The organism is Pseudarthrobacter sp. IC2-21, assembly GCF_034048115.1.
GTDB lineage: Bacteria > Actinomycetota > Actinomycetes > Actinomycetales > Micrococcaceae > Arthrobacter > Arthrobacter naphthalenicus.
Genome location: NZ_CP139145.1, coordinates 2840793 through 2864056 on the forward strand (window position 1 = coordinate 2840793; position 23264 = coordinate 2864056).

At 65.3% G+C, this 23264-nt stretch carries 25 protein-coding genes and 1 pseudogene; 11 read left to right on the forward strand and 15 right to left on the reverse strand.

Going from position 1 to position 23264, the window contains the following annotated elements:
• Positions 1-6: 6 nt before the first annotated feature.
• The 3 genes from SBP01_RS13040 to sigE all read right to left on the reverse strand — a co-directional run bounded on the left by SBP01_RS13040 (position 7) and on the right by sigE (position 1952).
• A complete protein-coding gene (locus SBP01_RS13040; RefSeq protein ID WP_320536044.1) occupies positions 7-414 on the reverse strand; it encodes a Sec-independent protein translocase TatB in 408 nt (135 codons plus the stop codon).
• Positions 415-483: 69 nt separating this feature from the next.
• The gene (locus SBP01_RS13045; RefSeq protein ID WP_320536045.1) at positions 484-1329 is read right to left on the reverse strand and encodes an anti-sigma factor; all 846 of its coding nucleotides are present in this window, start codon (positions 1327-1329) and stop codon (positions 484-486) included.
• Positions 1330-1337: 8 nt separating this feature from the next.
• A complete protein-coding gene (gene sigE, locus SBP01_RS13050) occupies positions 1338-1952 on the reverse strand; it encodes an RNA polymerase sigma factor SigE (RefSeq protein WP_275212376.1) in 615 nt (204 codons plus the stop codon).
• A 228-nt stretch (positions 1953-2180) separates the two neighbouring features.
• Here sigE and SBP01_RS13055 point away from each other — a divergent pair, with 228 nt between their 5' ends.
• The gene (locus tag SBP01_RS13055; RefSeq protein ID WP_320536046.1) at positions 2181-2813 is read left to right on the forward strand and encodes an O-methyltransferase; all 633 of its coding nucleotides are present in this window, start codon (positions 2181-2183) and stop codon (positions 2811-2813) included.
• A 108-nt stretch (positions 2814-2921) separates the two neighbouring features.
• Here SBP01_RS13055 and SBP01_RS13060 read toward each other — a convergent pair whose 3' ends face one another.
• The 4 genes from SBP01_RS13060 to SBP01_RS13075 all read right to left on the reverse strand — a co-directional run bounded on the left by SBP01_RS13060 (position 2922) and on the right by SBP01_RS13075 (position 5786).
• Positions 2922-3089 (reverse strand): DUF3117 domain-containing protein, encoded by a 168-nt coding sequence (locus SBP01_RS13060; protein WP_009357720.1) that lies wholly within the window; start codon positions 3087-3089, stop codon positions 2922-2924.
• Positions 3090-3322: 233 nt separating this feature from the next.
• Positions 3323-4570, reverse strand: a complete 1248-nt coding sequence (locus SBP01_RS13065; RefSeq protein ID WP_414004226.1) for a hypothetical protein — start codon at positions 4568-4570, stop codon at positions 3323-3325.
• Positions 4567-4977 (reverse strand): DivIVA domain-containing protein, encoded by a 411-nt coding sequence (locus SBP01_RS13070; protein WP_320536047.1) that lies wholly within the window; start codon positions 4975-4977, stop codon positions 4567-4569. Before SBP01_RS13070 ends, SBP01_RS13065 begins: the two co-directional genes overlap by 4 nt.
• Before the next feature lie 23 nt (positions 4978-5000).
• Complete coding sequence (locus SBP01_RS13075) at positions 5001-5786, reverse strand: TIGR00730 family Rossman fold protein (protein WP_275212372.1); 786 nt, start codon at positions 5784-5786, stop codon at positions 5001-5003.
• Between the two features lie 116 nt (positions 5787-5902).
• On the opposite strand from SBP01_RS13075, the gene SBP01_RS13080 reads away from it, so the two are divergent.
• The 4 genes from SBP01_RS13080 (at position 5903) to SBP01_RS13095 (ending at position 9220) form a co-directional block, all read left to right on the forward strand.
• Positions 5903-6658 carry an amino acid ABC transporter ATP-binding protein gene (locus SBP01_RS13080; protein ID WP_275212371.1) on the forward strand — a complete coding sequence of 252 codons (756 nt, stop codon included), beginning with the start codon at positions 5903-5905 and terminating at the stop codon, positions 6656-6658.
• A 74-nt stretch (positions 6659-6732) separates the two neighbouring features.
• Entirely contained in the window at positions 6733-7620 is an 888-nt protein-coding gene (locus SBP01_RS13085; RefSeq protein WP_275212370.1) for a glutamate ABC transporter substrate-binding protein, read from the forward strand.
• Positions 7621-7733: 113 nt separating this feature from the next.
• Entirely contained in the window at positions 7734-8384 is a 651-nt protein-coding gene (locus tag SBP01_RS13090) for an amino acid ABC transporter permease (protein ID WP_275212369.1), read from the forward strand.
• Complete coding sequence (locus SBP01_RS13095) at positions 8381-9220, forward strand: amino acid ABC transporter permease (protein ID WP_275212368.1); 840 nt, start codon at positions 8381-8383, stop codon at positions 9218-9220. The genes SBP01_RS13090 and SBP01_RS13095 overlap by 4 nt, the downstream gene beginning before the upstream one ends.
• A gap of 85 nt (positions 9221-9305) precedes the next feature.
• Here SBP01_RS13095 and dapE read toward each other — a convergent pair whose 3' ends face one another.
• On the reverse strand, positions 9306-10442 hold the full coding sequence (gene dapE, locus SBP01_RS13100; RefSeq protein WP_275212367.1) for a succinyl-diaminopimelate desuccinylase: 1137 nt from the start codon (positions 10440-10442) through the stop codon (positions 9306-9308).
• A 50-nt stretch (positions 10443-10492) separates the two neighbouring features.
• Between dapE and dapD the strand changes: the two genes are divergently transcribed.
• Positions 10493-11521 carry a 2,3,4,5-tetrahydropyridine-2,6-dicarboxylate N-succinyltransferase gene (gene dapD / locus SBP01_RS13105; protein ID WP_275212366.1) on the forward strand — a complete coding sequence of 343 codons (1029 nt, stop codon included), beginning with the start codon at positions 10493-10495 and terminating at the stop codon, positions 11519-11521.
• Positions 11522-11546: 25 nt separating this feature from the next.
• Positions 11547-12377, forward strand: a complete 831-nt coding sequence (locus SBP01_RS13110) for a hypothetical protein (protein ID WP_275212365.1) — start codon at positions 11547-11549, stop codon at positions 12375-12377.
• Positions 12378-12385: 8 nt separating this feature from the next.
• Here the strand turns inward: SBP01_RS13110 and SBP01_RS13115 are convergent, their stop codons facing one another.
• Positions 12386-13759 carry an NAD(P)-binding protein gene (locus SBP01_RS13115; protein ID WP_320536048.1) on the reverse strand — a complete coding sequence of 458 codons (1374 nt, stop codon included), beginning with the start codon at positions 13757-13759 and terminating at the stop codon, positions 12386-12388.
• 150 nt (positions 13760-13909) lie between these two features.
• Here SBP01_RS13115 and SBP01_RS13120 point away from each other — a divergent pair.
• Positions 13910-14032 (forward strand): annotated as a pseudogene (locus tag SBP01_RS13120) (transcriptional regulator); the annotation flags it as partial.
• Between the two features lie 22 nt (positions 14033-14054).
• On the opposite strand, the gene SBP01_RS13125 reads toward SBP01_RS13120, so the two are convergent.
• Both SBP01_RS13125 and SBP01_RS13130 read right to left on the reverse strand, forming a co-directional pair.
• Positions 14055-14666 carry a hypothetical protein gene (locus tag SBP01_RS13125; protein ID WP_275212363.1) on the reverse strand — a complete coding sequence of 204 codons (612 nt, stop codon included), beginning with the start codon at positions 14664-14666 and terminating at the stop codon, positions 14055-14057.
• 91 nt (positions 14667-14757) lie between these two features.
• Positions 14758-15369 carry a TetR/AcrR family transcriptional regulator gene (locus SBP01_RS13130; RefSeq protein ID WP_320536049.1) on the reverse strand — a complete coding sequence of 204 codons (612 nt, stop codon included), beginning with the start codon at positions 15367-15369 and terminating at the stop codon, positions 14758-14760.
• Between the two features lie 64 nt (positions 15370-15433).
• On the opposite strand from SBP01_RS13130, the gene galE reads away from it, so the two are divergent.
• On the forward strand, positions 15434-16447 hold the full coding sequence (galE, locus tag SBP01_RS13135) for a UDP-glucose 4-epimerase GalE (RefSeq protein ID WP_320536050.1): 1014 nt from the start codon (positions 15434-15436) through the stop codon (positions 16445-16447).
• A gap of 141 nt (positions 16448-16588) precedes the next feature.
• Here galE and SBP01_RS13140 read toward each other — a convergent pair whose 3' ends face one another.
• The 3 genes from SBP01_RS13140 to fdxA form a co-directional block, all read right to left on the reverse strand.
• The gene (locus tag SBP01_RS13140) at positions 16589-17872 is read right to left on the reverse strand and encodes a citrate synthase (protein ID WP_275212360.1); all 1284 of its coding nucleotides are present in this window, start codon (positions 17870-17872) and stop codon (positions 16589-16591) included.
• 228 nt (positions 17873-18100) lie between these two features.
• A complete protein-coding gene (gene dapC, locus SBP01_RS13145) occupies positions 18101-19249 on the reverse strand; it encodes a succinyldiaminopimelate transaminase (RefSeq protein WP_320536051.1) in 1149 nt (382 codons plus the stop codon).
• Positions 19250-19263: 14 nt separating this feature from the next.
• Complete coding sequence (fdxA, locus tag SBP01_RS13150) at positions 19264-19590, reverse strand: ferredoxin (protein ID WP_190989300.1); 327 nt, start codon at positions 19588-19590, stop codon at positions 19264-19266.
• Between the two features lie 135 nt (positions 19591-19725).
• Here fdxA and SBP01_RS13155 point away from each other — a divergent pair, with 135 nt between their 5' ends.
• Positions 19726-19971, forward strand: coding sequence for a hypothetical protein (locus SBP01_RS13155; RefSeq protein ID WP_320536052.1), 246 nt, complete (start codon positions 19726-19728; stop codon positions 19969-19971).
• 101 nt (positions 19972-20072) lie between these two features.
• Here the strand turns inward: SBP01_RS13155 and typA are convergent, their stop codons facing one another.
• A complete protein-coding gene (gene typA / locus SBP01_RS13160; RefSeq protein WP_320536053.1) occupies positions 20073-22001 on the reverse strand; it encodes a translational GTPase TypA in 1929 nt (642 codons plus the stop codon).
• Between the two features lie 370 nt (positions 22002-22371).
• On the opposite strand from typA, the gene SBP01_RS13165 reads away from it, so the two are divergent.
• Entirely contained in the window at positions 22372-23208 is an 837-nt protein-coding gene (locus SBP01_RS13165) for an SGNH/GDSL hydrolase family protein (RefSeq protein ID WP_320536054.1), read from the forward strand.
• The last annotated feature ends 56 nt before the right edge of the window (positions 23209-23264 follow it).

A 23264-nucleotide genomic window follows, 5' to 3' on the forward strand; every position in this document is an offset into this window, starting at 1 on the left:
AAACGGCTACGTGGCCTCGGTGTCGAACGGAGCTGCTGCGCCCGGCGGCAAAGTCTGGACCACGCGTTGGGGCCGGGCCGGTGCATGGCCTGCGGCAGCCACCGCGGCGCCTGAGGCAGCGGCCACAGCGGCGGGAGCCCCGGAGCTGACGGGTTTGGTGTCGTCGTCCAGCAGCGCTTCCTTGATGATGCGGCGCGGATCGTACTGCCGGGGATCGTACTTCTTCCAGTCGACATCGTCGATGTCGATCCCCACTTCTTCTTTGATCTGCTCGCGGGCCCCGGAGGCCATCCGGCGGACTTCCTTGACCAGGTTCGCCAGCTTCTGGGTGTATTCGGGCAGCCGTTGGGGACCGATCACCAGGATGCCGATGATCAGGAGCACAAAGAACTCAGGGCCGTTGATTCCAAACACGTTAGGAAGATTACCCTCTCCGAAGCCGCTCTGACGATTCGTGTCCGCCGGGCCGGGTACGTGCCAACATTACCCCGCCAAAATCTCTCCAAATTTGCGGATTCCCCGTTCCAGCCTGGCCGCCGGCGATTCCTCACCGACAACCGGGGAGGCCGCCCCTGGCGCGATGCCGGCGTCGGCCTCAACACCTTCCGCCGCCACTGAACTGAGCCGCTGGAACACCGGGAGCGTGGCCTCGGCGCGGTCTGCGGGGAGGTCGGACTCCACGGAGAACGTGCCCGCGGACGTGGCATACGTAGCCGTCCAGGGAGCCGTGCCGGTCACCTCAAATTCGCCGGTGGACGAGGGCGGAGCGGTGGGGTGCTGTTCCACCACGGTGGCGTAGTGCTGCCCGTCCGAAAGGTGCAGCTCCACGGCCGGCATGCCGTTGCGTGTGACGGCGTTGGCACTGCGGATCCGGAAACCCAGCGACTCCAGCCCCGGGCACACCCACCCTTCGGCACGAAGCGCAGACAGCTGCGGGGCCGTGAGCGCCCTGCCGTCGGCGGGCAGCTGGGTGGCGTGCTGCATCAGGCTGCCATTCATAGCCGCGCCCGCCGCGGGTAGGGTGTCTCCTGCCAGCGCGAATGCGCCGACGGCAAGAATCCCGGCCGCGGCAGCCGTCCCGCCGGCGGCGAGGGCAAGTGCCCGCACTCCGGGGTGCCGGCTCTGGGCAGGTTCCGGTGCGGCCGCGAGCAGGTGGGTCCGGGCCAGCAGGCGGGCTGTCAGATCATCGCTGGCCGGGGGCACGGCCGATTCACGGAGCCGCTCGATGTATTGACGTTCGCGCTGGACGGTCGCAGCGCACTCCGTGCAGCACTGCAGGTGTTCTGCTCCGCGGTGGTGCCGGCGGCCAAAAGGGTTCTGAGGCGTCATGGTGCCGATCAGAGGATGCTGGCGATGCGCGGCAGCGACAGCTTTGGCTTCCGGCCCTGCTGCGGCCGGGGATCCCGGTGTGCCAGTTTCTCGCGGAGCATGGTCCGGCCCCGGTGGATCCGTGAACGCACGGTGCCAAGCTTTACTCCCAGTGCCGCGGCCACTTCATCATAGGAAAGGCCTTCCAAGTCGCACAGGACGACGGCGGCGCGGAAGTCCGGCGGCAGCTCCTCCAGGGCGGCCTGAACATCAAGGTCCAGGTTGTTCAGCTCGAAGCTCTGCTCCGGACCGGGCTCGCGCCCGGGGATCCGGGCCTCCGCATCCTCGCCCAGAGCATCGAAGCGGATCCGGCTCTTGCGGCGTGCCTGGTCCAGGAACAGGTTGGTGGTGATCCGGTGCAGCCAGCCGTCGAGGGTTCCCGGCTTGAAGTTCTCCAGGGAGCGGAAGACGCGCACGAACACTTCCTGGGTGAGGTCCTCGGCGTCGAACTTGTTTCCGGTCAGCCGGTACGCGAGCCGGTACACCTTCGCGGAGTGGTTGGCCACCACTTCTTCCCAGGTCGGCCTGACCCAGGCGGCGGAAAGTTCTGTTGCAGGGACAGGTGTCACATCTGATGCTGACATCGTCCACTCCCATCGTGGATTGCTATCGCCCGGATACTGTTGACATCTCTGGTTCGGCGCCGATCACCTCGCGGATGAGCGGATCTCCATCATTTCAAAGTTGACTGGGAATTTCCTGATCAGAGCAGCCCTTCAGCCGACGGCGCAAAGGATTACTTCCACTGCCCGCACCACCGGACACAGTAGGCTGTACTAAACACTCCCCTGCGCCTAGAAAGCGAATCCCCCATGAGCGCCGACAAGTCCACGAGCTGGTCCTATGCTGAAGATCTGCCCGCCGAGGACGAAGTCATGGTGCGTGCCAGGGAGCGGTCCTTCGAGCTGGGGGTGACCCCGATCGGGACCGGCGTCGGTGCTGTCCTGACGGTGCTGGCTGCAGGGTCCAAAGCCCAGACCGCCGTCGAAATCGGAACAGGGGCGGGCGTCTCCGGTGTCTGCATTCTGCGGGGCCTGGGTCCGCACGCGGTGCTCACCACCATCGACGTTGATGTGGAGCACCTGAAGGCTGCCCGCGAGGCGTTTTCGGAGGCCGGCAGCCCGGCGAACCGCACCCGGACCATCTCCGGCAGGGCGGGCGACGTCCTGCCCCGCCTGACCGATGCCGCCTATGACCTGGTCTTCATTGACGCCGACAAGCCCGGCCTGCCCGGGTACGTGGAGCAGGCGGTCCGGCTCCTGAAGACCGGGGGGCTGCTGATCATCAACGACGCCCTGGACAAGGACCGCGTCGCCAACCCTGCCGCCCGCGAGGCCAACACCGTGGTTTTGCGTCAGGTGGGCAAAACGATCCGCGACGACGACCGCCTCGCCTCTGCCATGCTGCCTACCGGCGACGGCCTGCTGGTCGCCGTCAAGAGATAGAACAGTCAAAAAACAGCACCGTCAAAAAACCGCACCGTCAAAAAACAGAACAGGGCCCGCAGCCTGTAGCTGCGGACCCTCGCCCCACGGGATCAACCGGTCCCGAAATTATTCGGTAACGCCCACGAGGCATTCCTTAAGGTTGGCCGCCTCAGCAGCGTTGAGTTCCACCACAAGCCGTCCGCCGCCTTCGAGCGGTACGCGCATGATCAGGCTGCGGCCCTCCTTGGTGACTTCCATAGGGCCGTCGCCCGTGCGTGGTTTCATAGCCGCCATGAGGAATTTCCCCTCCATTTAGTCCCAGGACATAGCAGCCCGGGCGGGCTGTGTCCGCGTGGTCAAATCAAGCCGCTATGGCGGCCCGTACTGATGCCGCCATTGCTGAACATTCTGAATCCTGTTGTCCCTGCTTACTCCCTATTATCCTGTAATTACCCGCACGTAGCTAATCGATGGACATTTACGGCCGCGTCGGATTCTCCGATCCCGGGGCGCGGGACCGCTTACCGTCACGGGGGATAATCGCCGCCACCCGGAAGCGGCGCCCATGCCCAGAGCCAGACAATCCACACGACCTGGAGCAGGACAAACATGGTCAGGACGGTGCCGCGGTACGCCTTCGAACGGGACAGCATCGCCGCCCCGAGTGCCAGCGGAAACAGCGGGAGCAGCATGCGGAATGTACTGGTCTGGGGGTCCAGGAATACCAGGAGGTACCCCATGTAGCACGCGCACCACAAGCGCAGCTCCGTGCCGAGCCGCAGCACCGGCCGGGCGAAAAGCAGGAGTGCAAAGAGTCCCGCAAAAACGAACGGCGCCAGGATACCCAGGACCGGGCCGAACAGGTCCACGCCGGTATCGAACCATGGTTTGAAGGGCACCAGGCTGTGGCCGCGCCAAACGGTTTCAGTCTTGGTATAGGCGGCCATGTCGCCGGTGGCAACCCATGCCGCGACGGGCCAGGAGAGGGCCGCTGCGCCGCATACGGCAGTGAGCCCGGCAAGGGACACCAGCCCGCGGATGCTGTGGGATCCCTCGGGGCCATTGCGGATCCGTTCCGCGGCCCCGGCGATCAGGAGTACTCCCAGCATGACCGCAAACGGGACGCCCACGGGGCGGGACAGGCACAGGAGCACCACCGCCGGCATGGCCCACCCGTAACGCTGCCGGATAACCAGCAACAGCGTGATGGCCAGCAGGAGGATGGTAAGCGGTTCCGCGTACGGAACCTGAAGGATGGCCGAGGCGGGAAAGGTGGCGAAGAACGCCGTTCCCCACAGGGCCGTGCCATGTGATGCCCTGTGCCGGAACAGGGAGTAAACGGCAAGGGCGGCCGCAAGGCCCGCGAGCATCGCCACAACCGTCAGACCCGCCGCCGGGCTGGCCCCGGTCACCTCTGACAGCATCCGGCCCAGCGCGGGGAAGAGCGGGTAGAAGGCCCAGGCGTTTTCCTGCACATTGCCCGCTGCATCGGTGGGCAACGACGAGGGGTACCCGTCAGTGATGATCCGGCCGTACCACCGCGCATCCCAAATGTTGATGAAATTCCAGTAATCAGGTTTGGAGGGTAGCCAGGGATTGGGCCCCTGATGCCGGGCAGCGGCAACAAAAATGCAGGCACTGACCAGGCGGGCCGCGACGTAGAGGACGGCTACCTGGAGCCACCACGGCCACCGCCCGATGGCACCGGCGGCGCGGGCCCGCAGGGAAGCGACCGCCGCCGTCGGGCCCGTCCTGTCCCCCGTGTCAGCGCTCAAGCGCCGGCCTCCGGGGCAGCGGCCCGTTCCGCATCGAGCAGCCGGGCCCGCAGTTCCGCCAGTTCGGCGTCCTTGGACGCCAGTTGGTCCCGCAGTTCGTCCAGGACCTGGTCCACCTGATCCATCCGGTAGCCCCGCAGGCCCAGGGAGAACCGGACGTTATCGACGTCGGCCGGTGCCGCGTCCGCGGGCAGCAGCACCGGCGGCAGGTTGGCCGGGGGCTGGGCGAATCCGCCATAGAGCAGCTCCGCGCCCGGGGGGTCGGCCGCAGGTGCGGGGCTGGAATCCCGGCCGGTGATGCGCCGGAAGCCGGCCAGGATGCTGTGGGAACCACCGACACCGGCCCAAATCGTGGCACCGACCAGCACAACGGCGATGAAAACCAGGAAAAAACTCACAGCACCCATCGTGCCAGATCACCGCCCACGGACTATTCGGGCCGCTGTTCCCCGTTGCTTGAGGGGGTGGGAACCGGGCCATGCAGCACCAGGTCCACGGCTTCAGCGGGATCGTCCACCACCTGGATCAGATCCAGGTCCTTTTCCGAGACCATGCCCTCGGCCACCAGCGTGCCGCGGATCCATTCGATCATCGGCCCCCAAAAGTCCACGCCCAGAAGCACGATCGGGAAGGACGTCACTTTCCGGGTCTGGACCAGGACCATGGCCTCAAAAAGTTCATCCAGGGTCCCCAGTCCACCGGGCAGGACGATGAAGCCCTGGGCATATTTGACGAACATGGTCTTCCGGGCAAAGAAGTAACGGAAGTTGATGCCGAGGTCCACCCACTGGTTCAGGCCCTGCTCGAACGGCAGTTCAATGCCCAGCCCAACGGACACACCGTTCCCCTCCACGGTGCCGCGGTTGGCCGCCTCCATGGACCCCGGGCCTCCGCCGGTGATGACGGCTACCCCGGCGGCCGCGAGGTGACGCCCCACCGCCATACCCATTTCATAGAACGGGCTCCCGGGTTTGGTGCGCGCCGAACCGAACACGCTGACAGCCGGCCCCAGGTCCGCGAGCGCTCCGAAACCTTCCACGAATTCGCTTTGGATCCGCAGGACGCGCCACGGATCAGAGTGGACGAACTGTCCTGCGCCCTTGGTATCAAGCAAATGCTGATCGGACATTTCCACAGCTGCCTGTTTGCGGCGCAGTTCAAGGGGACCCTTACGGCGCGGCTGAGTGGATTTTGCCGGATCTGCGTTGATGCTCATCCCCCTAGGCTAGTGCCCCCGTCCCGTTGCCGCGGCAGGTATCTCTTGAATCACGATTCCGCGGGAACATGGCGTGATTCCCGTCATAAGCAGTCTTTGTTCGCTAGATTCTTCTTATGACTACTCATGTGCCCGGCGACGCGCTCGTCTCCCTGAATGGTGTGAATAAGCATTATGGCCAGCTGCACGTTCTGAAGGACATCAATCTTCAGGTCAAGAAGGGCGAGGTGGTGGTTGTCATCGGGCCCTCAGGCTCGGGCAAGTCCACACTGTGCCGTGCCATCAACCGCCTGGAAACGATTGAGGGCGGCACCATCAGCATTGACGGCAAAGTGCTGCCGGAAGAAGGCAAGGAGCTGGCTCAGCTGCGCGCCGACGTCGGCATGGTTTTCCAGTCCTTCAACCTTTTCGCGCACAAGACGATTCTTGAGAACGTGACCCTGGGCCCCATCAAGGTCAAAGGGGTGGCCAAAGGGCAGGCGGACAAGGAAGCCATGGCCCTGTTGGAGCGCGTGGGCGTCGGTCACCAGGCGCCCAAGCTCCCGGCCCAGCTTTCGGGCGGCCAGCAGCAGCGTGTGGCCATTGCCCGCGCCCTGGCCATGAAGCCCAAGGTCATGCTCTTCGATGAGCCCACCTCGGCGCTGGACCCCGAAATGATCAACGAGGTCCTGGACGTCATGATCCAGTTGGCGAAGGAAGGCATGACCATGGTGGTGGTCACGCACGAAATGGGCTTCGCCCGGAAGGCTGCTGACCGCGTGGTGTTTATGGCCGACGGCCAGATCGTCGAGGACGCCACCCCAGAGGAATTCTTCACCAACCCGAAGAGCGACCGCGCCAAGGACTTCCTGTCCAAGCTGCTCACCCACTGATTTTTCCAGCACCCATTACCCACTCCAACTCGCATCCGGGCCGCGACTTGCGGCCCACCAATGAAAGGAATGTCATGATGGCATTTATGACCCGCCGGAAGTCGTTCTTCGTGGCGGCCAGCGCCGCCCTGGCACTGTCCCTGAGCGCATGTGGCGGCTCTACCCCCGGCACAACGACCAACCCGACGGTTGCCGAGAAGCCGTCGTTTGCCGCAGGCACCACCATGGCGAAGCTTTCCAGCGCAGGCACCATCAAGATCGGCACGAAGTACGATCAGCCCCTCTTCGGCCAGGTCGGCCTGGACGGAAAGCCCGTTGGGTTTGACGTGGAAATGGGCAAACTCATTGCTGCCAAGCTGGGTATCCCGGCGGACAAGATCGAGTGGTCCGAGACCGTGTCGGCCAACCGCGAACCCTTCATCGAACAGGGCAAGGTTGACCTCGTCATCGCCACGTACACCATCAACGACAAGCGCAAGCAGGTTGTCAGCTTTGCGGGCCCGTACTACGAAGCCGGCCAGGCCCTCATGGTCAACAAGGACAACAACACCATCAAGAAGCCTGAAGATGTCAAGGGCAAGAAGGTTTGCTCCGTGACCGGCTCCACCCCGGCCGCCACCATCGTCGACAAGTACGGAGCCGAACTCGTTCCGGCAGCGACCTACTCCGCCTGCCTCGAGCCGCTGCGCAACAAGCAGGTTGAAGCCATCACCACGGACAACGTGATCCTGGCCGGCTTTGTGGACAAGGAACCGGACGCCTTCAAGCTTGCCTCGGATGAGACCTTCACCAAGGAGCCCTACGGCATCGGCCTGAAGAAGGACGACGCCGAGTTCCGCAACTGGATCGACGACCAGCTTGAGGCATTCGCCAAGGACGGGTCCTACAAGAAGGCATGGGAAGCCACCGCAGGTTCGGTCATCAAGACCGCCCCTGAGCTTCCTGCCATCGTCCGTTACTAGGCAGCACCGCTACCCTGTAGCCTCCGCAGTTTCCGGGGCGTACGCATCACAGCGGACGCCCCGGAAGGTGCCAGCCTGGTTTACGCCCACTACGCCCAGAGCCGAAGGATCCTATGGACGTCATCATTCACAACCTCCCCCTCTACTGGGAAGGCCTTCTGCGCACCCTCTTCCTCTCTGTCGTCTCCGGGATCATCGCGCTCATTGTCGGAACACTCCTGGCTGCTGCCCGGGTCTCCCCCATAGCGGCCCTCCGCGGATTCAGCACCGTGTACGTGGAAGTCCTCCGCAACACACCCCTGACCATTGCCTTCTTCTTCGCAGCGATTGTCCTCCCCCGCCTCGGCGTTAAGTTTGAGCAGTTTGAGATCGCAGCCATCATCGCGCTCAGTGCCTACACCGCGGCATTCATCGCCGAAGCCGTCCGCTCGGGCGTCAACAGCGTCCCCATCGGCCAGGCCGAGGCAGCTCGCAGCATCGGCATGAAGTTCGGCCAGGTCCTCTCGCTCATCATCCTGCCGCAAGCCCTTCGGACCGTGATCCCGCCGCTGATCAACATCCTGATCGCCCTGGTCAAGAACTCCTCGGTGGCCGGTGCGTTCTTCGTGCTTGAACTGTTCGGCTACGGCCGCCAGATGGCCAACGCCAACGGTGACCAGGTCATGGCCGTGCTGCTCGGCGTGGCATTCTTCTATCTGCTGCTCACCGTCCCGCTGGGCATCCTTGCCAGCACGGTGGAACGAAAGGTGGCGATTGCCCGATGACTTCAGTCCTCTACGACGTACCGGGCCCGAAGGCCCGCCGGATCTCCCTCATCGGTTCCATCATCGGAACAGTGATCATCCTGGGCCTGTTGGCCTTCATCATCATGACGCTCGCGCAGCAGGGTATTTTCGAAGGCCGCCGCTGGGCCATCTTCACCCGGGCTGATGTCTGGACACTGCTTGGCAACGGCATCGGGGCCACCCTCAGCGCCGCCGCCATCGCGGCTGTCATTGCTTTCCCGCTGGGCCTGATGCTGTGCCTGCTGCGCATCTCCCTGGTCGCCTGGATCCGGATCCCCACCCGGGTGGTGCTGGAGTTCCTGCGTGGCATGCCCGTTGTCCTGATGATGCTGTTCGTCCTGCTGGTGTTCGGCACCAGCTCGTTCATCGCAGTGATCGCCGGGCTGGTCCTCTACAACGCCGCGATCTTCGCGGAGATCATCCGGGCAGGCATCCAGTCGCTGCCCAAGGGCCAGCGGGAGGCAGGCCTGACCATTGGCCTGACCAGCTTCCAGTCCCGGATGCTGATCGAGCTGCCCCAGGCTATCCGGCGCATGATGCCGTCACTGGTTGCCCAGCTGGTGGTCCTCCTGAAGGACACCTCGCTGGGCTACATCGTGGCCTACGGCGAACTGCTCCGGGCCGTGCAGGTCATGGCGGACTTCCTGGGTAACGCGTTCCTGTTCCCCATCTTTTTCGTCGCCGCCGCAATCTATATCGCGATCAACATCACGGTTTCCCGGATAGCGGTCTGGATCGAGCGCCGCGGGTCGAACAAGACCGCGGGCGGTGTGGCGAAGGCACCCACCGCCGTCGTTGCACCGGAACTCAAGTAGCCCATCGCGCACATAGAGGAGGGTCCGCAGCCAACTGGCTGCGGACCCTCCTCTGTGTGCGCGCTATGTGCGTCTAAGGCGGTAGCTACTCCGCCAGCCAGCTCCGCAGCACCCTGAGGCACTCGCGGATGGCATCGGCGTCGACGTGTTCCTCATCCTTATGGGCCAGCAACGGATCACCGGGGCCAAAGTTCACCGCCGGGATCCCCAGTTCACTGAAACGCGCGACGTCGGTCCAACCGTATTTGGGCTTGGGCTCGGCTCCGACCGCGGCCACAAAGGACGCGGCAGCCGGATGGTTCAGTCCGGGACGCGCGCCCGCGGCAGCGTCCGTGCGCACCACCTCGAACCCCGCCAGCAGCTCCCGGACCACGGCCTCAGCCTGCTCCGGAGACTTGTCCGGGGCGAAGCGGTAGTTGATCTCCACCACGCACCGGTCCGGAATGACGTTTCCCGCGGTGCCGCCGTTGATCTTGACGGCGTTGAGGCTTTCCCGGTAGTCGAGGCCGTCCACGTTGATGGTCTGCGGTTCGTAGGCTGCCAGCCGGGCAAGGATGGGGGCGGCGGCGTGGATGGCGTTGCTGCCCATCCAGGCACGTGCGGAATGTGCCGCCTCCCCCACCGTCGTGGCTTCGAAACGGCTGGTGCCGTTGCAGCCGCCCTCCACGGTGCCGTGCGTCGGCTCCAGGAGGATGGCAAAGTCGCCGTCGAGGAGGTCGCCATGGTTGCGCACCAGGCGCCCCAGTCCGCTTTTGACCGCTTCCACTTCCTCATGGTCATAAAACACAAAGGTGACGTCCCGCCCTGGGACGGCCCCGCCGTCGAACATGGTGGCCGCAAGCGCGAGCTGCACCGCAACCCCGCCCTTCATGTCCGTGGCGCCACGCCCGTAGAGGACGCCCTTCCCCGGAGTGCCGGAATCCCAGGTTGACGGGACCGTGCCGCGCGCGCCGGGGGTGGTGGGCAGCGGCACTGTGTCCAGGTGCCCGGCAAGAATGACGCGTTCCGGCCGGCCCAGCTCCGTGCGCGCAATAATCGAGTCGCCGTCGCGGACCACACGGAGCTCCGGAATGGCCCGAAGCGCCACGTCAACGGCGTCCGCCAGGTCCTTCTCGTTCCCGGACACACTGTTGATGTCCATCAGGGCGGCGGTCAGCACCGCAACGTCCTGGCTGAGGTCTAAAGGAGCGGTGGTCGGTTCAGGGGCGGTTTCGGCAGTCACGTTGCCAGTCTAGTTCGAACCCCGCGCCCTGCTCTCGCTAGACTGGGGGCATGACTGAGACCGCTACTTCCGCCGTGCCCGAAGACCAGAATGCAAGCTCCGAAGACCGCTCCGCTTACGGCTTCGGCCTGGCGACCATCGCCACAGCCGGCGGACAGGCCACTGTCCTGGATGTCTGGTTCCCTGCACCGGCCCTGGGCATTGCGGCCGACAGCCTGCGTGCCGTGGAGAACGCGGACGCAACCCTCCTCCAGCTCGCCGAAGAGGGAACCGACGCGGACCGCGGGACCGACCAGAAGGTGGTCTTCGCCCAGATCAACCTTGATGAAGCACCGGCGGACACCGTGGACGCCTACCTCCGCCTGCACCTGCTCTCGCACCGGCTGGTGCAGCCCAACACCATCAACCTGGACGGCATTTTCGGCAAGCTCCCCAACGTTGTCTGGACCAACTTCGGCCCCGCCGCCGTGGAGGGCTTTGAACTGACCCGCGCCAGGCTGCGCCGCCGCGGGGCCGTGACGGTCTACGGGATCGACAAGTTCCCGCGCATGGTGGACTACGTTGTACCCTCCGGTGTCCGGATCGCCGACGCCGACCGTGTCCGCCTGGGTGCCCACCTCGCGGAGGGCACCACCGTAATGCACGAAGGCTTCGTAAACTTCAACGCCGGCACCCTGGGCGCCTCCATGGTTGAAGGCCGCATCTCCGCCGGTGTGGTCACCGGCGACGGCAGTGACGTGGGCGGCGGCGCCTCCATCATGGGGACCCTCTCCGGCGGTGGCAAGGAGCGGATCGCCGTCGGTGAGCGTGTCCTGCTGGGCGCCAATTCCGGCGTCGGCATCAGCATTGGCGATGACTCCGTGGTGGAAGCCGGCCTCTACGTGACCGCCGGCACCCGCGTTCGTGTTCCGGGGCCCAAGGACGAGGTGGGCGAGGACACCACCAAGATCGTCAAGGCAGCAGAGCTCTCCGGCGTCCCCAACCTGCTCTTCCGCCGCAACTCCACCACGGGCGCCGTCGAAGCCCTGCCGCGCAAGGGGCAGACGGTGGAACTGAACGACGCCCTCCACGCCAACTGACACGGTGCTAACCAGGGGCCGTGGCTTGCGGCGCGCCACGGTACTCCTGCTCGCCCTGGCACTCCTGGCAGGGGGCATCTATACGGTGGTGGCCGTCGTGCAGCGTTCCGAGACATTGGTTGCGGAACGCTGCACGGCCGACGTCGGAACGCAGCACGCCGAGCTCGCCACCGACCAGACGGTCAACGCAGCGCTGATTACCGCCGTCGCCGTGCAGCGCGGCCTTCCGCCGCGGGCAGCCAGCATCGCCTTGGCTACCGCGATGCAGGAATCCAAGTTGCGCAACATCGATCACGGCGACCTCGCCGGGCCCGACTCCCGGGGGCTGTTCCAGCAGCGCCCGTCCCAGGGGTGGGGAACCGAAGAGCAGATCATGGATCCGTACTATGCGGTCAACGCCTTCTACGACGCGCTGGTGAAAATTCCCGGCTACGAGTCCCTGGACATTACCGACGCCGCGCAACGCGTGCAGCGCTCGGCCTTTCCCCACGCCTACGCCCAGCACGAGGAGATGGGCCGGTCCTTTGCGTCTGCGCTATCCGGCCAGACGCCGGCGGCACTTCAGTGCACGCTGCGCGCCCCGCAGGAGCCAGGTCAGCCCGAAACGGTGGACGCGGAACTCGCTCGGGCCTACGGTGCCCTGGAAACCGCCGTCGAGGGCAAGTCGCTGGTTGTGGACGCGGCCAGCAGTGAGGCCTGGTCCGTGGCGCAGTGGGCCGTGGCAAACGCCAAGGACCTGGCCGTGACACGCGTCGATGTTGCCGGCCATAGCTGGGTCCGGAAGGACCAGGCTGGCTGGCAGGTGGCTGACGTCCCGGCCGGCCAGGTCCGGATCACCGTAGCGCCCACGAAGTAGGAGAGCGCTCAGTTGCTGCCGGAACGGCCATGTGCCAAGCCGGTTGGGAAGCCGACCAGCACCGGTTCCGGAGCGGAGCAGCAACCGGCGTCCTGTGTGGCCGCCGGGGTTGCCGGAGTGTCGCAACTGGTGCCGCCGTCAGTGGAGCACACCCCGGTCTCCGGCAGTTCGAGGTGGACGGTGTCCGCTGCGGCCTGGTCACCGGCGAGGGCCGCCACGACCGACCGGACCTGTTCGTAGCCGGTGGCCAGCAGGAAGGTCGGCGCGCGGCCGTAGGACTTCATTCCCACGATATAGAAGTCTTTGTCCAAATGGGCCAGCAGCTTCGCGCCGTGCGGGGCGACGGTTCCGCAGGAGTGGAATTCAGGGTCGATCAGCGGGCCCAGCCCGGTGGGTGCCTCGACGGCGGGGTCCAGGCTCAGGCGCAGTTCGCGCAGGATGTCCAGGTCCGGGCGGAAGCCGGTGCAGGGGATGATGACATCAACGTCCAGGCGACGTCCGTCCACGGATTCGACACTTACGCCTGACTCCAGGGATTTGAGCGCCGAGATGCCGAATCCGGTGTGCAGTTCGATGGTCCCGGCCTCGACAAGGCGGCGGAGCCGGGAGCCGAGCTGGCCGCGGGCAGGCAGTCCGTCGGCGTCTCCGCCGCCGTACACCTTCTCGGCTGAGGGCCCGCGCACGGCCCACACGATCGCCGTGTCAGGTTCTTCCTGGGCCAGGCCGGCCAGGTTGATCAGCGTGTTGGCGGCCGAGTGCCCCGCCCCGACAACCAGGACCCGGCGCCCCGCGAATGTGCCGCGGTCCCGGCCTGTGACGTCCGGCAGGGGCGAGGCAATCCGCTCCGCGGCGGACTCCTCGCCGCTGGCGGGAAGCCCCGACGTGCCGAGCGGATTGCGGGTGGACCAGGTTCCGGACGCGTCGATGACGCCGGCCACCGTGTGGTCCCGGACTTGCCCGTCCTGGTGCTCGACCCGGACCACGAACGGGGTGGTCCCGCGGTTGCGGGTGTGCGTCTTGTCCATGCCCTGGCGCGTGACGGCCAGGACGCGTGCACCGGTCTGCAGCCGTGAACCGATGGCCGGGATAGCGGCGAGCGGGGCGAGGTAGTTGTCGATGAGTTCCCCGCCGTACGGGAGGGCCGTGGGCCGCGGCGGAACCCATCCGGTCGGCTCGAGCAGGCGGACCGCGGCGGCGTCGAGGTTAAACCGCCACGGTGAGAACAGCCGGATGTGGCGCCACTGCTCAATGGCAGCCCCCGCCGTCGGACCGGCCTCGAAGATCAGCGGCTGGAGGCCGCGTTCGAGCAGGTGGGCCGCGGCGGCGAGACCGACGGGTCCGGCACCGATGACGGCAATGGGAAGGTTTTTAAGTGAATCCATGGTGCGCGCTGCTTCTTCCGTTGGCGGGGGCGGGGCTCTTATTTGGCAGCCGGAATGCTCATGTGGTCCCCTTGGGTTCATTGACGTTCGTCGATACAGCGAGTATATCGATGCATGTCAATACACGCGAATGACGGTTCAAGCGGCGTGCAGGCGCTGCGGTTCAAAGCGCTGGCGGATCCCGGCCGGCGGCGGCTGCTCTCCATCGTGAAGGCCGAGCCCTCCGGGGAGTCCTGCGTGTGCGACCTGGCCGGACCACTGAACCTGGGCCAGGCCGCCGGACCGGGCGCCGAGCCTAAGCGAGGATTTCCACCACCGGCTGGACGTAGCTGCGGAAGAGCTCGGGCTGTGACATGAGGTTGTGGCTCATGAGGATCTTGTCCGGTTCCAGGTACCAGGCCCGCTCTTCGTTCAGCGGCAATTCGATGATGGTCAGGTTGAAGTCCCGCGCCTCCCGGCCAACTTCCATCAGCCGGTCGTCCACGATGTCACCCAGGAGCTGGTCGGTGCCACTGGCCACCCGTTCCGCCTCCAGGCGGGTGTATTCGCTCCGGCGTTCCCGTGCCCAGGTCAGGGCGGCCCCGAAGTGCGCCTGCAGGACACGCTGGAGGGCCGGGGAGTTGCCGAAGGCCTCAAATGCCGGCGGGGAGAGTTCCGGCGCCGTCTGCGGATGGGCCTTGAGCAGCTGCTCCCACCAGGCTTCCCACTCGGTCTTCAGCGCACTTACCCCGCCCACGTCGGCAGTCAGATGCGAATGGTCGGCCTGCCGGACCTTCGGGGCTGCGTGACAAAGTGCGGGATGGCCCGCCCCGTCCAGGCCTGCCGCATCGCGGACAAACAGCGCGATCATCAGGGGTCCGGAGGTGTCCGTTGTGATCTGCCAGCCGGGACCACCTGTTTGATTCATCCCAATTCCTCCTTTGGCCTGCCCCTGCCGGGTTCCGGCCGCTCCGCTCCCCCGGCTCCCAGTCTATTCCGGATGGCGGCGGACGGTAGTGTCAGCCGGCCAGGCTCCGCACGTGCCGGTCAAGGACATCACGGCACATCTGCGCAGTCATCCATTCGGGTTGGAGGAGGGCGTGCATGCACAGCCCGTCGAGCGTCGCCAGCAGTCGCTCTGCTTCCACCGTGAGCCGGTCCTCATCCTCACCGTCGCCGCGGACCAGGGCCGTGATCACCTGTCCGACGACGGCGGCCACCTCGCGGTGGCTGCGGTCGGCTTCGGCCGCGAGCACGGGCCGGATCCTGGCCGCGTTTTTGAAGGCCATCCATACGCACGCATCCACGGCGCGGTCTTCGTCAAGGGGCAGGAATTCACCCAGCAGGGTTAAAACGGCCTCCCGCCGGGACTCCGATCCGGGTTCACTCTCCAGCATCGCCGGCAGTCCCGCCGTAAGCCTTGCCAGGATCCGGTCCACCACCGCAGCGAAGGAGAAGCGGAGCAGTTCGTCGCTGCCCGCGAAGTAGTGCCGGACGGACCCGACGGCCAGGCCTGCTTCGTCGGCCACCTCCCGCAAGGAGGCCCTTTCCAGCCCGTCCACGGCGATGATCCTGAAGACCGCTTCGACAATTTCCGCGCGCCGGGCTTCGGCATCAACAATTTTGGGCACTACTCCTATTTAGCACGCCCGTGCTGTAATCCGTTCATCGACGGAATTGGGATAGCGTGGGGGCATGAAAATTCTGGTCACAGGCGGCACCGGCTATATCGGTTCACACACTGTTTTGTCCCTTCAGGAAGCCGGTCACGATGTGGTGGTGATCGACAACCTGGTGAACTCCAGCGAGGAATCGCTGCGGCGCGTCGCCGAACTCACCGGCAAGACCGCGGACTTCCACAACGTGGATCTCGTGGACGAGGCAGCAGTGGACAGCGTTTTCGCAAGCAACCGGATCGACGCCGTCATTCACTTCGCGGGCCTGAAGGCCGTGGGCGAATCCGTCCGTGAACCGCTGAAGTACTACTACAACAACCTCGTGGGCACGCTGAACCTGATAAGGGTCATGGACCGCCATGACGTGCGCTCCATCGTCTTCAGCTCCTCCGCCACCGTCTACGGCGAGCACAACCCCATTCCCTACGTGGAAAAAATGGAGATCGGCGCCAACAACCCGTACGGCCGCACCAAGGAGCAGATCGAGGACGTCCTGTCGGACCTTGGCGCCGCGGACAGCCGCTGGCACATCGCGCTGCTGCGCTACTTCAACCCGGTGGGCGCGCACCCGTCCGGCCGCATCGGCGAGGACCCCCAGGGCATCCCCAACAACCTGGTGCCCTTCATCGCCCAGGTGGCTGTGGGCCGCCGCGAGAAGCTCATGGTGTTCGGCGGCGACTACGACACGCCTGACGGAACGTGCCTGCGGGACTACATCCACGTCGTCGACCTCGCCGAAGGGCACGTCGCCGCCCTCAACCACGTGGCGGACCGCGCGGGAGTCTTCCGCTGGAACCTCGGTTCAGGCAAGGGCTCCTCCGTGCTGGAGGTCCTGCGGTCCTTCGAGAAGGCGGTCGGGAAACCGATCCCCTATGAGATCACCGGGCGCCGGGCCGGCGACCTTCCCGCGTTCTGGGCGGACGCCACCTCCGCCCTGGCCGACCTCAGCTGGTCCACCACCAAGACCGTGGACGAGATGTGCGAGGACCACTGGCGCTGGCAGAAGAACAACCCGCAGGGCTACTCCTCCTAGCATCGATTGCTCCGTAATCGCCGTTTTGAGCCCCGAAAACGGCACCTACGGAGCAACCGATGAGAGAACGACGGCGGCCGGTCACCTTCGCGGAGAAGGTAACCGGCCGCCGTCGTACTCAGTTCACAGACCGTGGCGCGCTTAGCGGACCGGGTAGTCACGCTCCGGCTCGCCGATGTACAGCTGGCGCGGGCGGCCGATCTTGGTGTTCGGGTCGGTGATCATTTCACGCCACTGCGCGATCCAGCCCGGCAGGCGGCCGATGGCGAACAGCACGGTGAACATCTTCTCCGGGAAGCCCATGGCCTTGTAGATCAGGCCGGTGTAGAAGTCCACGTTGGGGTAGAGCTTGCGCTGGATGAAGTAGTCATCGTTCAGGGCCTTCTCTTCCAGGCGGAGGGCGATCTCCAGCAGCTCGTCGTTACCGCCGAGCTTGGTCAGGATCTCGTGTGCCGTGTCCTTGACGATCCTGGCCCGCGGATCGTAGTTCTTGTAGACGCGGTGTCCGAAGCCCATGAGGCGGACGCCGTCCTCCTTGTTCTTGACCTTCTCCATGTAGTCCTCGGGCTTGGTGCCGTCGGCCTGGATCTGGCGGAGCATCTTGAGCACTGCTTCGTTGGCGCCGCCGTGGGCGGGGCCGAAGAGGGCGTTGATGCCGGCCGACACCGAAGCGAAGAGGTTGGCGTTGGAGGAGCCAACCAGGCGCACGGTGGAGGTGGAGCAGTTCTGTTCGTGGTCCGCGTGCAGGATCAGCAGCAGGTCCAGCGCCTTGGCGATGACCGGGTCCACTTCATACTGTTCGGCCGGCAGGCCGAAGCTCAGGCGCATGAAGTTCTCCACGAGGTTATGGGAGTTGTCCGGGTACAGCATGGGCTGGCCGATGGACTTCTTGTGCGCGTACGCGGCAATGACCGGCATCTTGGCCATGAGGCGGATGGTGGAGAGTTCCACCTGCTCGGCGTTGAACGGGTCCAGGGAGTCCTGGTAGAAGGTGGACAGCGCGGACACGGCCGAGGACAGCACCGGCATGGGGTGCGCGTCGCGGGGGAAGCCGCTGAAGAATCCCTTGAGCTCTTCGTGCAGCAGGGTGTGGCGGCGGATCTTCTGGTCGAATGCTTCCAGCTCCGTGGCGGTGGGCAGGTTGCCGTAGATCAGCAGGTAGGAGACCTCGAGGAAGCTGGAGTGCTGCGCCAGCTGCTCGATGGGGTATCCGCGGTACCGCAGGATGCCCGCATCGCCATCAATGTAGGTAATAGCGGAGGTGGTTGCTGCCGTGTTCATGAAGCCGGGGTCAAAGGTGACTGCGCCCGTCTGCTTGAGCAGCTTGGAAACGTCGTATCCTTCGTTTCCTTCAACAACTTTGATGCGCGGGAGCTTGAGCTCGCCTCCTGCATGGTGCAGGGTTGCGCTGTTGGTCTCAGTCATGGAGTCCCCTTCATGAGGCGCTTGGGCCTCTGTCGAAAGCTTGATCCAACCGGTGAGCCGTGGCACTGTCCCTGTTCATCCAGGAAATCCAACACCCGGGCTGCCTTCTTGTAGAAAGCCACCATTGATAGTCACTTAAAAAGTACCGCCCGATGGTCGGGTGGCACTAATCGGCGGCCGTCAAAATCCCCCCAAAACGCCGCCTTTGTGGCGCGAGTCACATGATTGTTACCGCCCCGGGGCCAGCCGGGCCACGGCCGCGTCGATGCGTTCGTCGGTACCGGTGAGCGCCACCCGCACAAAACCGGTGCCGGCGTCGCCGTAAAACACACCCGGACCCACCACGATGCCCAGGTCCGCGAGGCGGCCCACGGTGTCCCAGGTGTCTTCCCCCGCCGTGGACCACAGGTACAGCCCGGCGTCGGAATCCTTGATCTCCAGCCCAAACTGCTGCAGGGCGGGCACCAGGCGTTCGCGCCGTCCGCGGTAGAGATCCTTTTGGGCCTGGACATGCGAATCGTCACCCAGGGCAACGCGCATGGCTTCCTGCACCGGGTAGGGCACGATCATGCCGGCATGCTTGCGGCTGTTGACGAGATTCGCCATGATGGCGGGATCCCCGGCCACAAAAGCCGCCCGGTAGCCGGCAACGTTGGATTGCTTGCTCAACGAATACACCGCAAGGAGCCCATCGTGGGAGCCGCCGGCGACGCGCGGATCCAGGACGCTGGGGACAGGTTCCCCGCCGCGCTGGGCATCCCATGAGCCCCACCCGAGCTCGGCATAGCATTCATCGGAGGCCACCACGGCACCCAGTTCCCGGGCCTGGGACACCAAGGCCTTCAGCGATTCGACGTCCCGGACGCTTCCGGTGGGATTCCCCGGGGAGTTGACCCAGATGAGGCGCACCCTGGCGCGGGTGGCGGCGTCGAGCTCATCCAGAGTGTCAGTGGCTACGGAGGTGACCCCCGCGAGCGTAGCGCCGATGTCATAGGTGGGGTAGGCAACCTTGGGGCGGACCACAACGTCGCCCGGCTTCAGTCCAAGCAGGAGCGGCAGCCACGCCACCAGTTCCTTGGACCCGACCGTGGGCATGACGTTCTTCGGGTCCAGTCCTGCAACGCCGCGGCGGCGGTGGAACCACGCCGCGATCGCTTCACGCAGCCCGGCGGTGCCGTGCACGGTAGGGTACCCGGGAGCGTCAGCGGCGGCTTTGAGCGCCTCGCGGATCAGCACCGGCGTCGGGTCCACCGGCGTGCCAATGGAGAGATTGACGGCCCCGCCGGGATGCTCCGAAGCCCTGGCGAGGTAGGGCGCCATGGCCTCCCACGGGTAATCGGGCAGGCTCAGGCCAAAAGTATTCACCGCTGATGTCACCGGGGCGGCCCGGCTCAGGCGTCTTGGTTCTGCGGCGGCAGGGCGGCAATCATCGGGTGGTCCTTGCCCGTGTTGCCGATCTTCGCGGCCCCGCCGGGAGACCCGAGGTCATCGAAGAATTCGACGTTGGCCTTGTAGTAATCGGCCCATTCCTCGGGAGTGTCGTCCTCGTAGTAGATGGCCTCCACCGGACACACAGGCTCGCAGGCACCACAATCGACGCACTCATCGGGGTGGATGTACAGCGAACGCTCACCCTCGTAGATGCAGTCGACCGGGCACTCCTCAATACATGCCTTGTCTTTGACATCTACACACGGCTGCGCGATTACGTACGTCACGTCCCTTGCCTCTCCACGTTGGTTCCGGCCACCGCCGGCACTTGAATCCGGTGCAATCTCCGGACTATTGACTACTGAGCTTATTATCTCCCGGCCGGTTCCCGCGAACCTAGCGGACCGCCTTAGTATGAACTGGTGAGTCCCGCCCAGCCTACGCCCCAGGAATTCCTGGCCGCCGCCCTGCCCGGAACCAGGGTTGTGGTGCGGTACCGGATCGAGGGCGGCCTCACCGACGCCCTGGGGCACCTGGTGACCACGGACGACGGCGAGTGCACCGTCCGGACGCGGCAGGCCGACGTCGTGATCCCCCTGCACCTCGTGGTCGCCGCGAAAGCGGTCCCGCCCGCCCCTGAGCGGCGCGCGTCCCGCGCCCGCCACTGACTTCCGGCATTCACTCCCCGGACCGGCATCCGGGCAAAAGAAAAGCTGCCGGTACGACGGCGGTTTCCCGCCTGCCGTACCGGCAGCTTCAACAAACTCGGTTAGGACTTGGCGCGCGCGCGGCTGGCCTTGGCGCGTTCGTTGGCGTCCAGGATGAGCTTCCGGATACGGATGGAGTCCGGGGTCACCTCAACGCACTCGTCTTCGCGGGCGAATTCGAGGGACTCTTCGAGGGTCAGGTTGCGCGGCGGGGTCATGTTCTCGAAGGTGTCCGAGGACGCAGCACGCATGTTGGTGAGCTGCTTTTCCCTGGTGATGTTCACGTCCATGTCATCGGCGCGTGAGTTTTCGCCAACAATCATGCCTTCGTAGACCTCGGAGGTGGGCTGCACGAAGAATGACATGCGTTCCTGGAGCTTGATCATCGCGAACGGGGTAACCACGCCAGAGCGGTCAGCCACGATCGAACCGTTGGTGCGGTACTCGATGGGGCCGGCCCACGGCTCGTAGCCCTCGGCGATGGAGGAAGCAATGCCGGCACCGCGGGTGTCGGTGAGGAATTTGGTGCGGAAGCCGATCAGGCCACGGGCCGGAACGATGAACTCCATGCGGCACCAGCCGGTGCCGTGGTTGGCCATGTTGGTCATGCGGCCCTTGCGGGCTGCCATCAGCTGGGTGACGGCACCGAGGTACTCTTCCGGTACGTCAATGGTCATGTGTTCCATCGGCTCGTGGATCTTGCCGTCGACGGTCTTCGTGACAACCTGCGGCTTGCCGACGGTCAGTTCGAAGCCTTCACGGCGCATCTGCTCAACCAGGATGGCAAGCGCGAGCTCGCCACGGCCCTGGACTTCCCAGGCGTCCGGGCGCTCGGTGGGGAGAACCTTGAGGGAGACGTTACCGATCAGTTCCTTGTCGAGGCGGTCCTTGACCTGGCGGGCGGTGACCTTGGCGCCCTTGACCCGGCCAGCCAGGGGCGAGGTGTTGATACCGATGGTCATCGAGATGGCCGGGTCGTCAACGGTGATCAGCGGCAGCGGCTGCGGGTTGTCGACGTCGGTCAGGGTCTCACCGATGGTGATTTCCTCGATACCGGCGACGGCGACGATTTCGCCCGGGCCCGCGGACTCAGCCGGAACGCGGTCCAGTGCCTTGGTAGCCAACAGTTCGGTGATTTTAACGTTCTTGAGCTCGCCGTTGGCGCGGGCCCAGGCAACGGTCTGGCCCTTGCGCAGTGTTCCGTTGTAGATGCGGAGCAGGGCGAGGCGGCCCAGGAACGGGGAGGCGTCAAGGTTGGTCACGTGTGCCTGGAGCACGCCATTAGGGTTGTACGTCGGTGCCGGGATGTGCTCGATGATGGCCTTGAACAGCGGCTCCAGGTTCTCGCTGTCCGGGGCGGAGCCGTCGGCGGGCTGCACGAGGGAGGCGCGGCCTACCTTGGCGGCTGCGTAGACAACGGGGACGTTAAGGATCTTGTCGAGGTCCAGGTCCGGAACTTCATCCGCAAGGTCAGAGGCGAGGCCCAGGAGGAGGTCCATGGACTCGTGGACGACTTCCTCGATGCGGGAGTCGGGGCGGTCCGTTTTGTTGACGAGCAGGATGACCGGAAGGTGCGCGGCCAGGGCCTTGCGGAGCACGAAACGGGTCTGGGGCAGCGGGCCCTCGGACGCGTCAACCAGGAGGACAACGCCGTCCACCATGGACAGGCCGCGCTCCACCTCGCCGCCGAAGTCGGCGTGGCCGGGGGTGTCGATCACGTTGATGGTGATGGTTTCACCATTGGAGGACGGTCCGTTGTAGGCCACCGTGGTGTTCTTGGCGAGGATGGTGATGCCCTTTTCGCGTTCCAGGTCACCGGAGTCCATCACACGGTCTTCGAGGTGGTTGTGTTCGGCAAAGGAGTTGGTCTGCTTGAGCATGGCATCGACCAGTGTGGTCTTGCCGTGGTCAACGTGGGCCACGATCGCGACGTTACGCAGGTCACTGCGTGATGCAGTGGCTACCGCAGTGTTGGTGGTGGTTTCAGACATGCGTTATTGCTCGATTCAGTGTGAGTCAGCTGTTGTTTCGCCGCATTTCCAACCGGAGTCCACGACGGATTGGCCCATTAACACAGGGCGCCTTCCATTATTCTAAACGCTGCAGCCTAAGGCGCCTAAAAATCGACCAAGGGCCCAATACCGGTGGACCGGGGTGATCTCTACCAGCCACCGTCTGACAGTGCTCAAAGTCACTGGATTTTTGTGACTTGATGCCCCATTATTGCTGTGATACTTCAAGCCCGGAGAACCACTGATGCCTCAAGCCTCGGCTCTGACCCGCTTAGTCGCATCGGGAATCGCTGCCGGCGTCCTCCTCTGCAGCTGCGGGCAGCCACCTTCACCCCCCACTTCCTCCGCTGTGTCCACGGTACCGGCTCCGACGGCAACCGCCGGTGGGCCCATCGCGGCCGGCGGGCCTGTCGCCGCCGGCGGGCCTGTCGCCGCCGGCGGGCCTGTCGCCGCCGCGAAGGCGCCTGCCCCCGCCGGGGCTGCTCTTGCCGCAGGGCCCGGCGCCGCCGGCGGTGCCGCCAGTGGATACATTCCACGCGGGGCTGATCCGGAAGCGCTTCCGCCCGGTACGGTAATCCGCAATCCTGCCAGCGGGCGCGACGAAGTTGCTGTCCCGGACCTGAGGCACACCGCCCTCCTCATCGGTGACTCACAATCCGAACCCGCCGACGGCTGGCCCCGGCTTGGCCTGGCCGCTGTTGGCTACAAGGTCCACTTTTGCGGCCTGGGCGGAACCGGCTTTGTGGCTGCCAATGGCAAGACGGGCAACTACATTGATGCCCTGGAGCGGGGCGACTGGAAGCTGCCTTATGGAACCCCGGCCCTGGTTGTCATCCAGGGGGGCGGCAATGATGCAGCCCGTGGCGCTACCGACGCGCAGATCGTGGCCAATGCGGACCGCCTGATCGGCGCCCTCAAGAACCGGTATCCGGGCACCCGGCTCGCGATGATCGGCACTTTGGCCCGCGGATCGAACTACGGGGGCGGGCGCAGGACACAGATAGATGCGCTCCTGGGGGCGCTGGCAGCCAGACACGGCCTACCGTTTGTGAGCGTGGGTGACTGGCTGACCAAGTACAACCTCACGAAGGACCTGGCGGATGCCGTGCACATGAACGCCCCCGGCCGAAAGACGCTGGGCACGCTGCTCGGCGACAAGCTTCGGAAACTCAACCTCCAGCTGTAGGCGTTAAAAGCAGGAGCCGGCGTCCTTCCGGACACCGGCTCCTGCTTGCGTGGCTG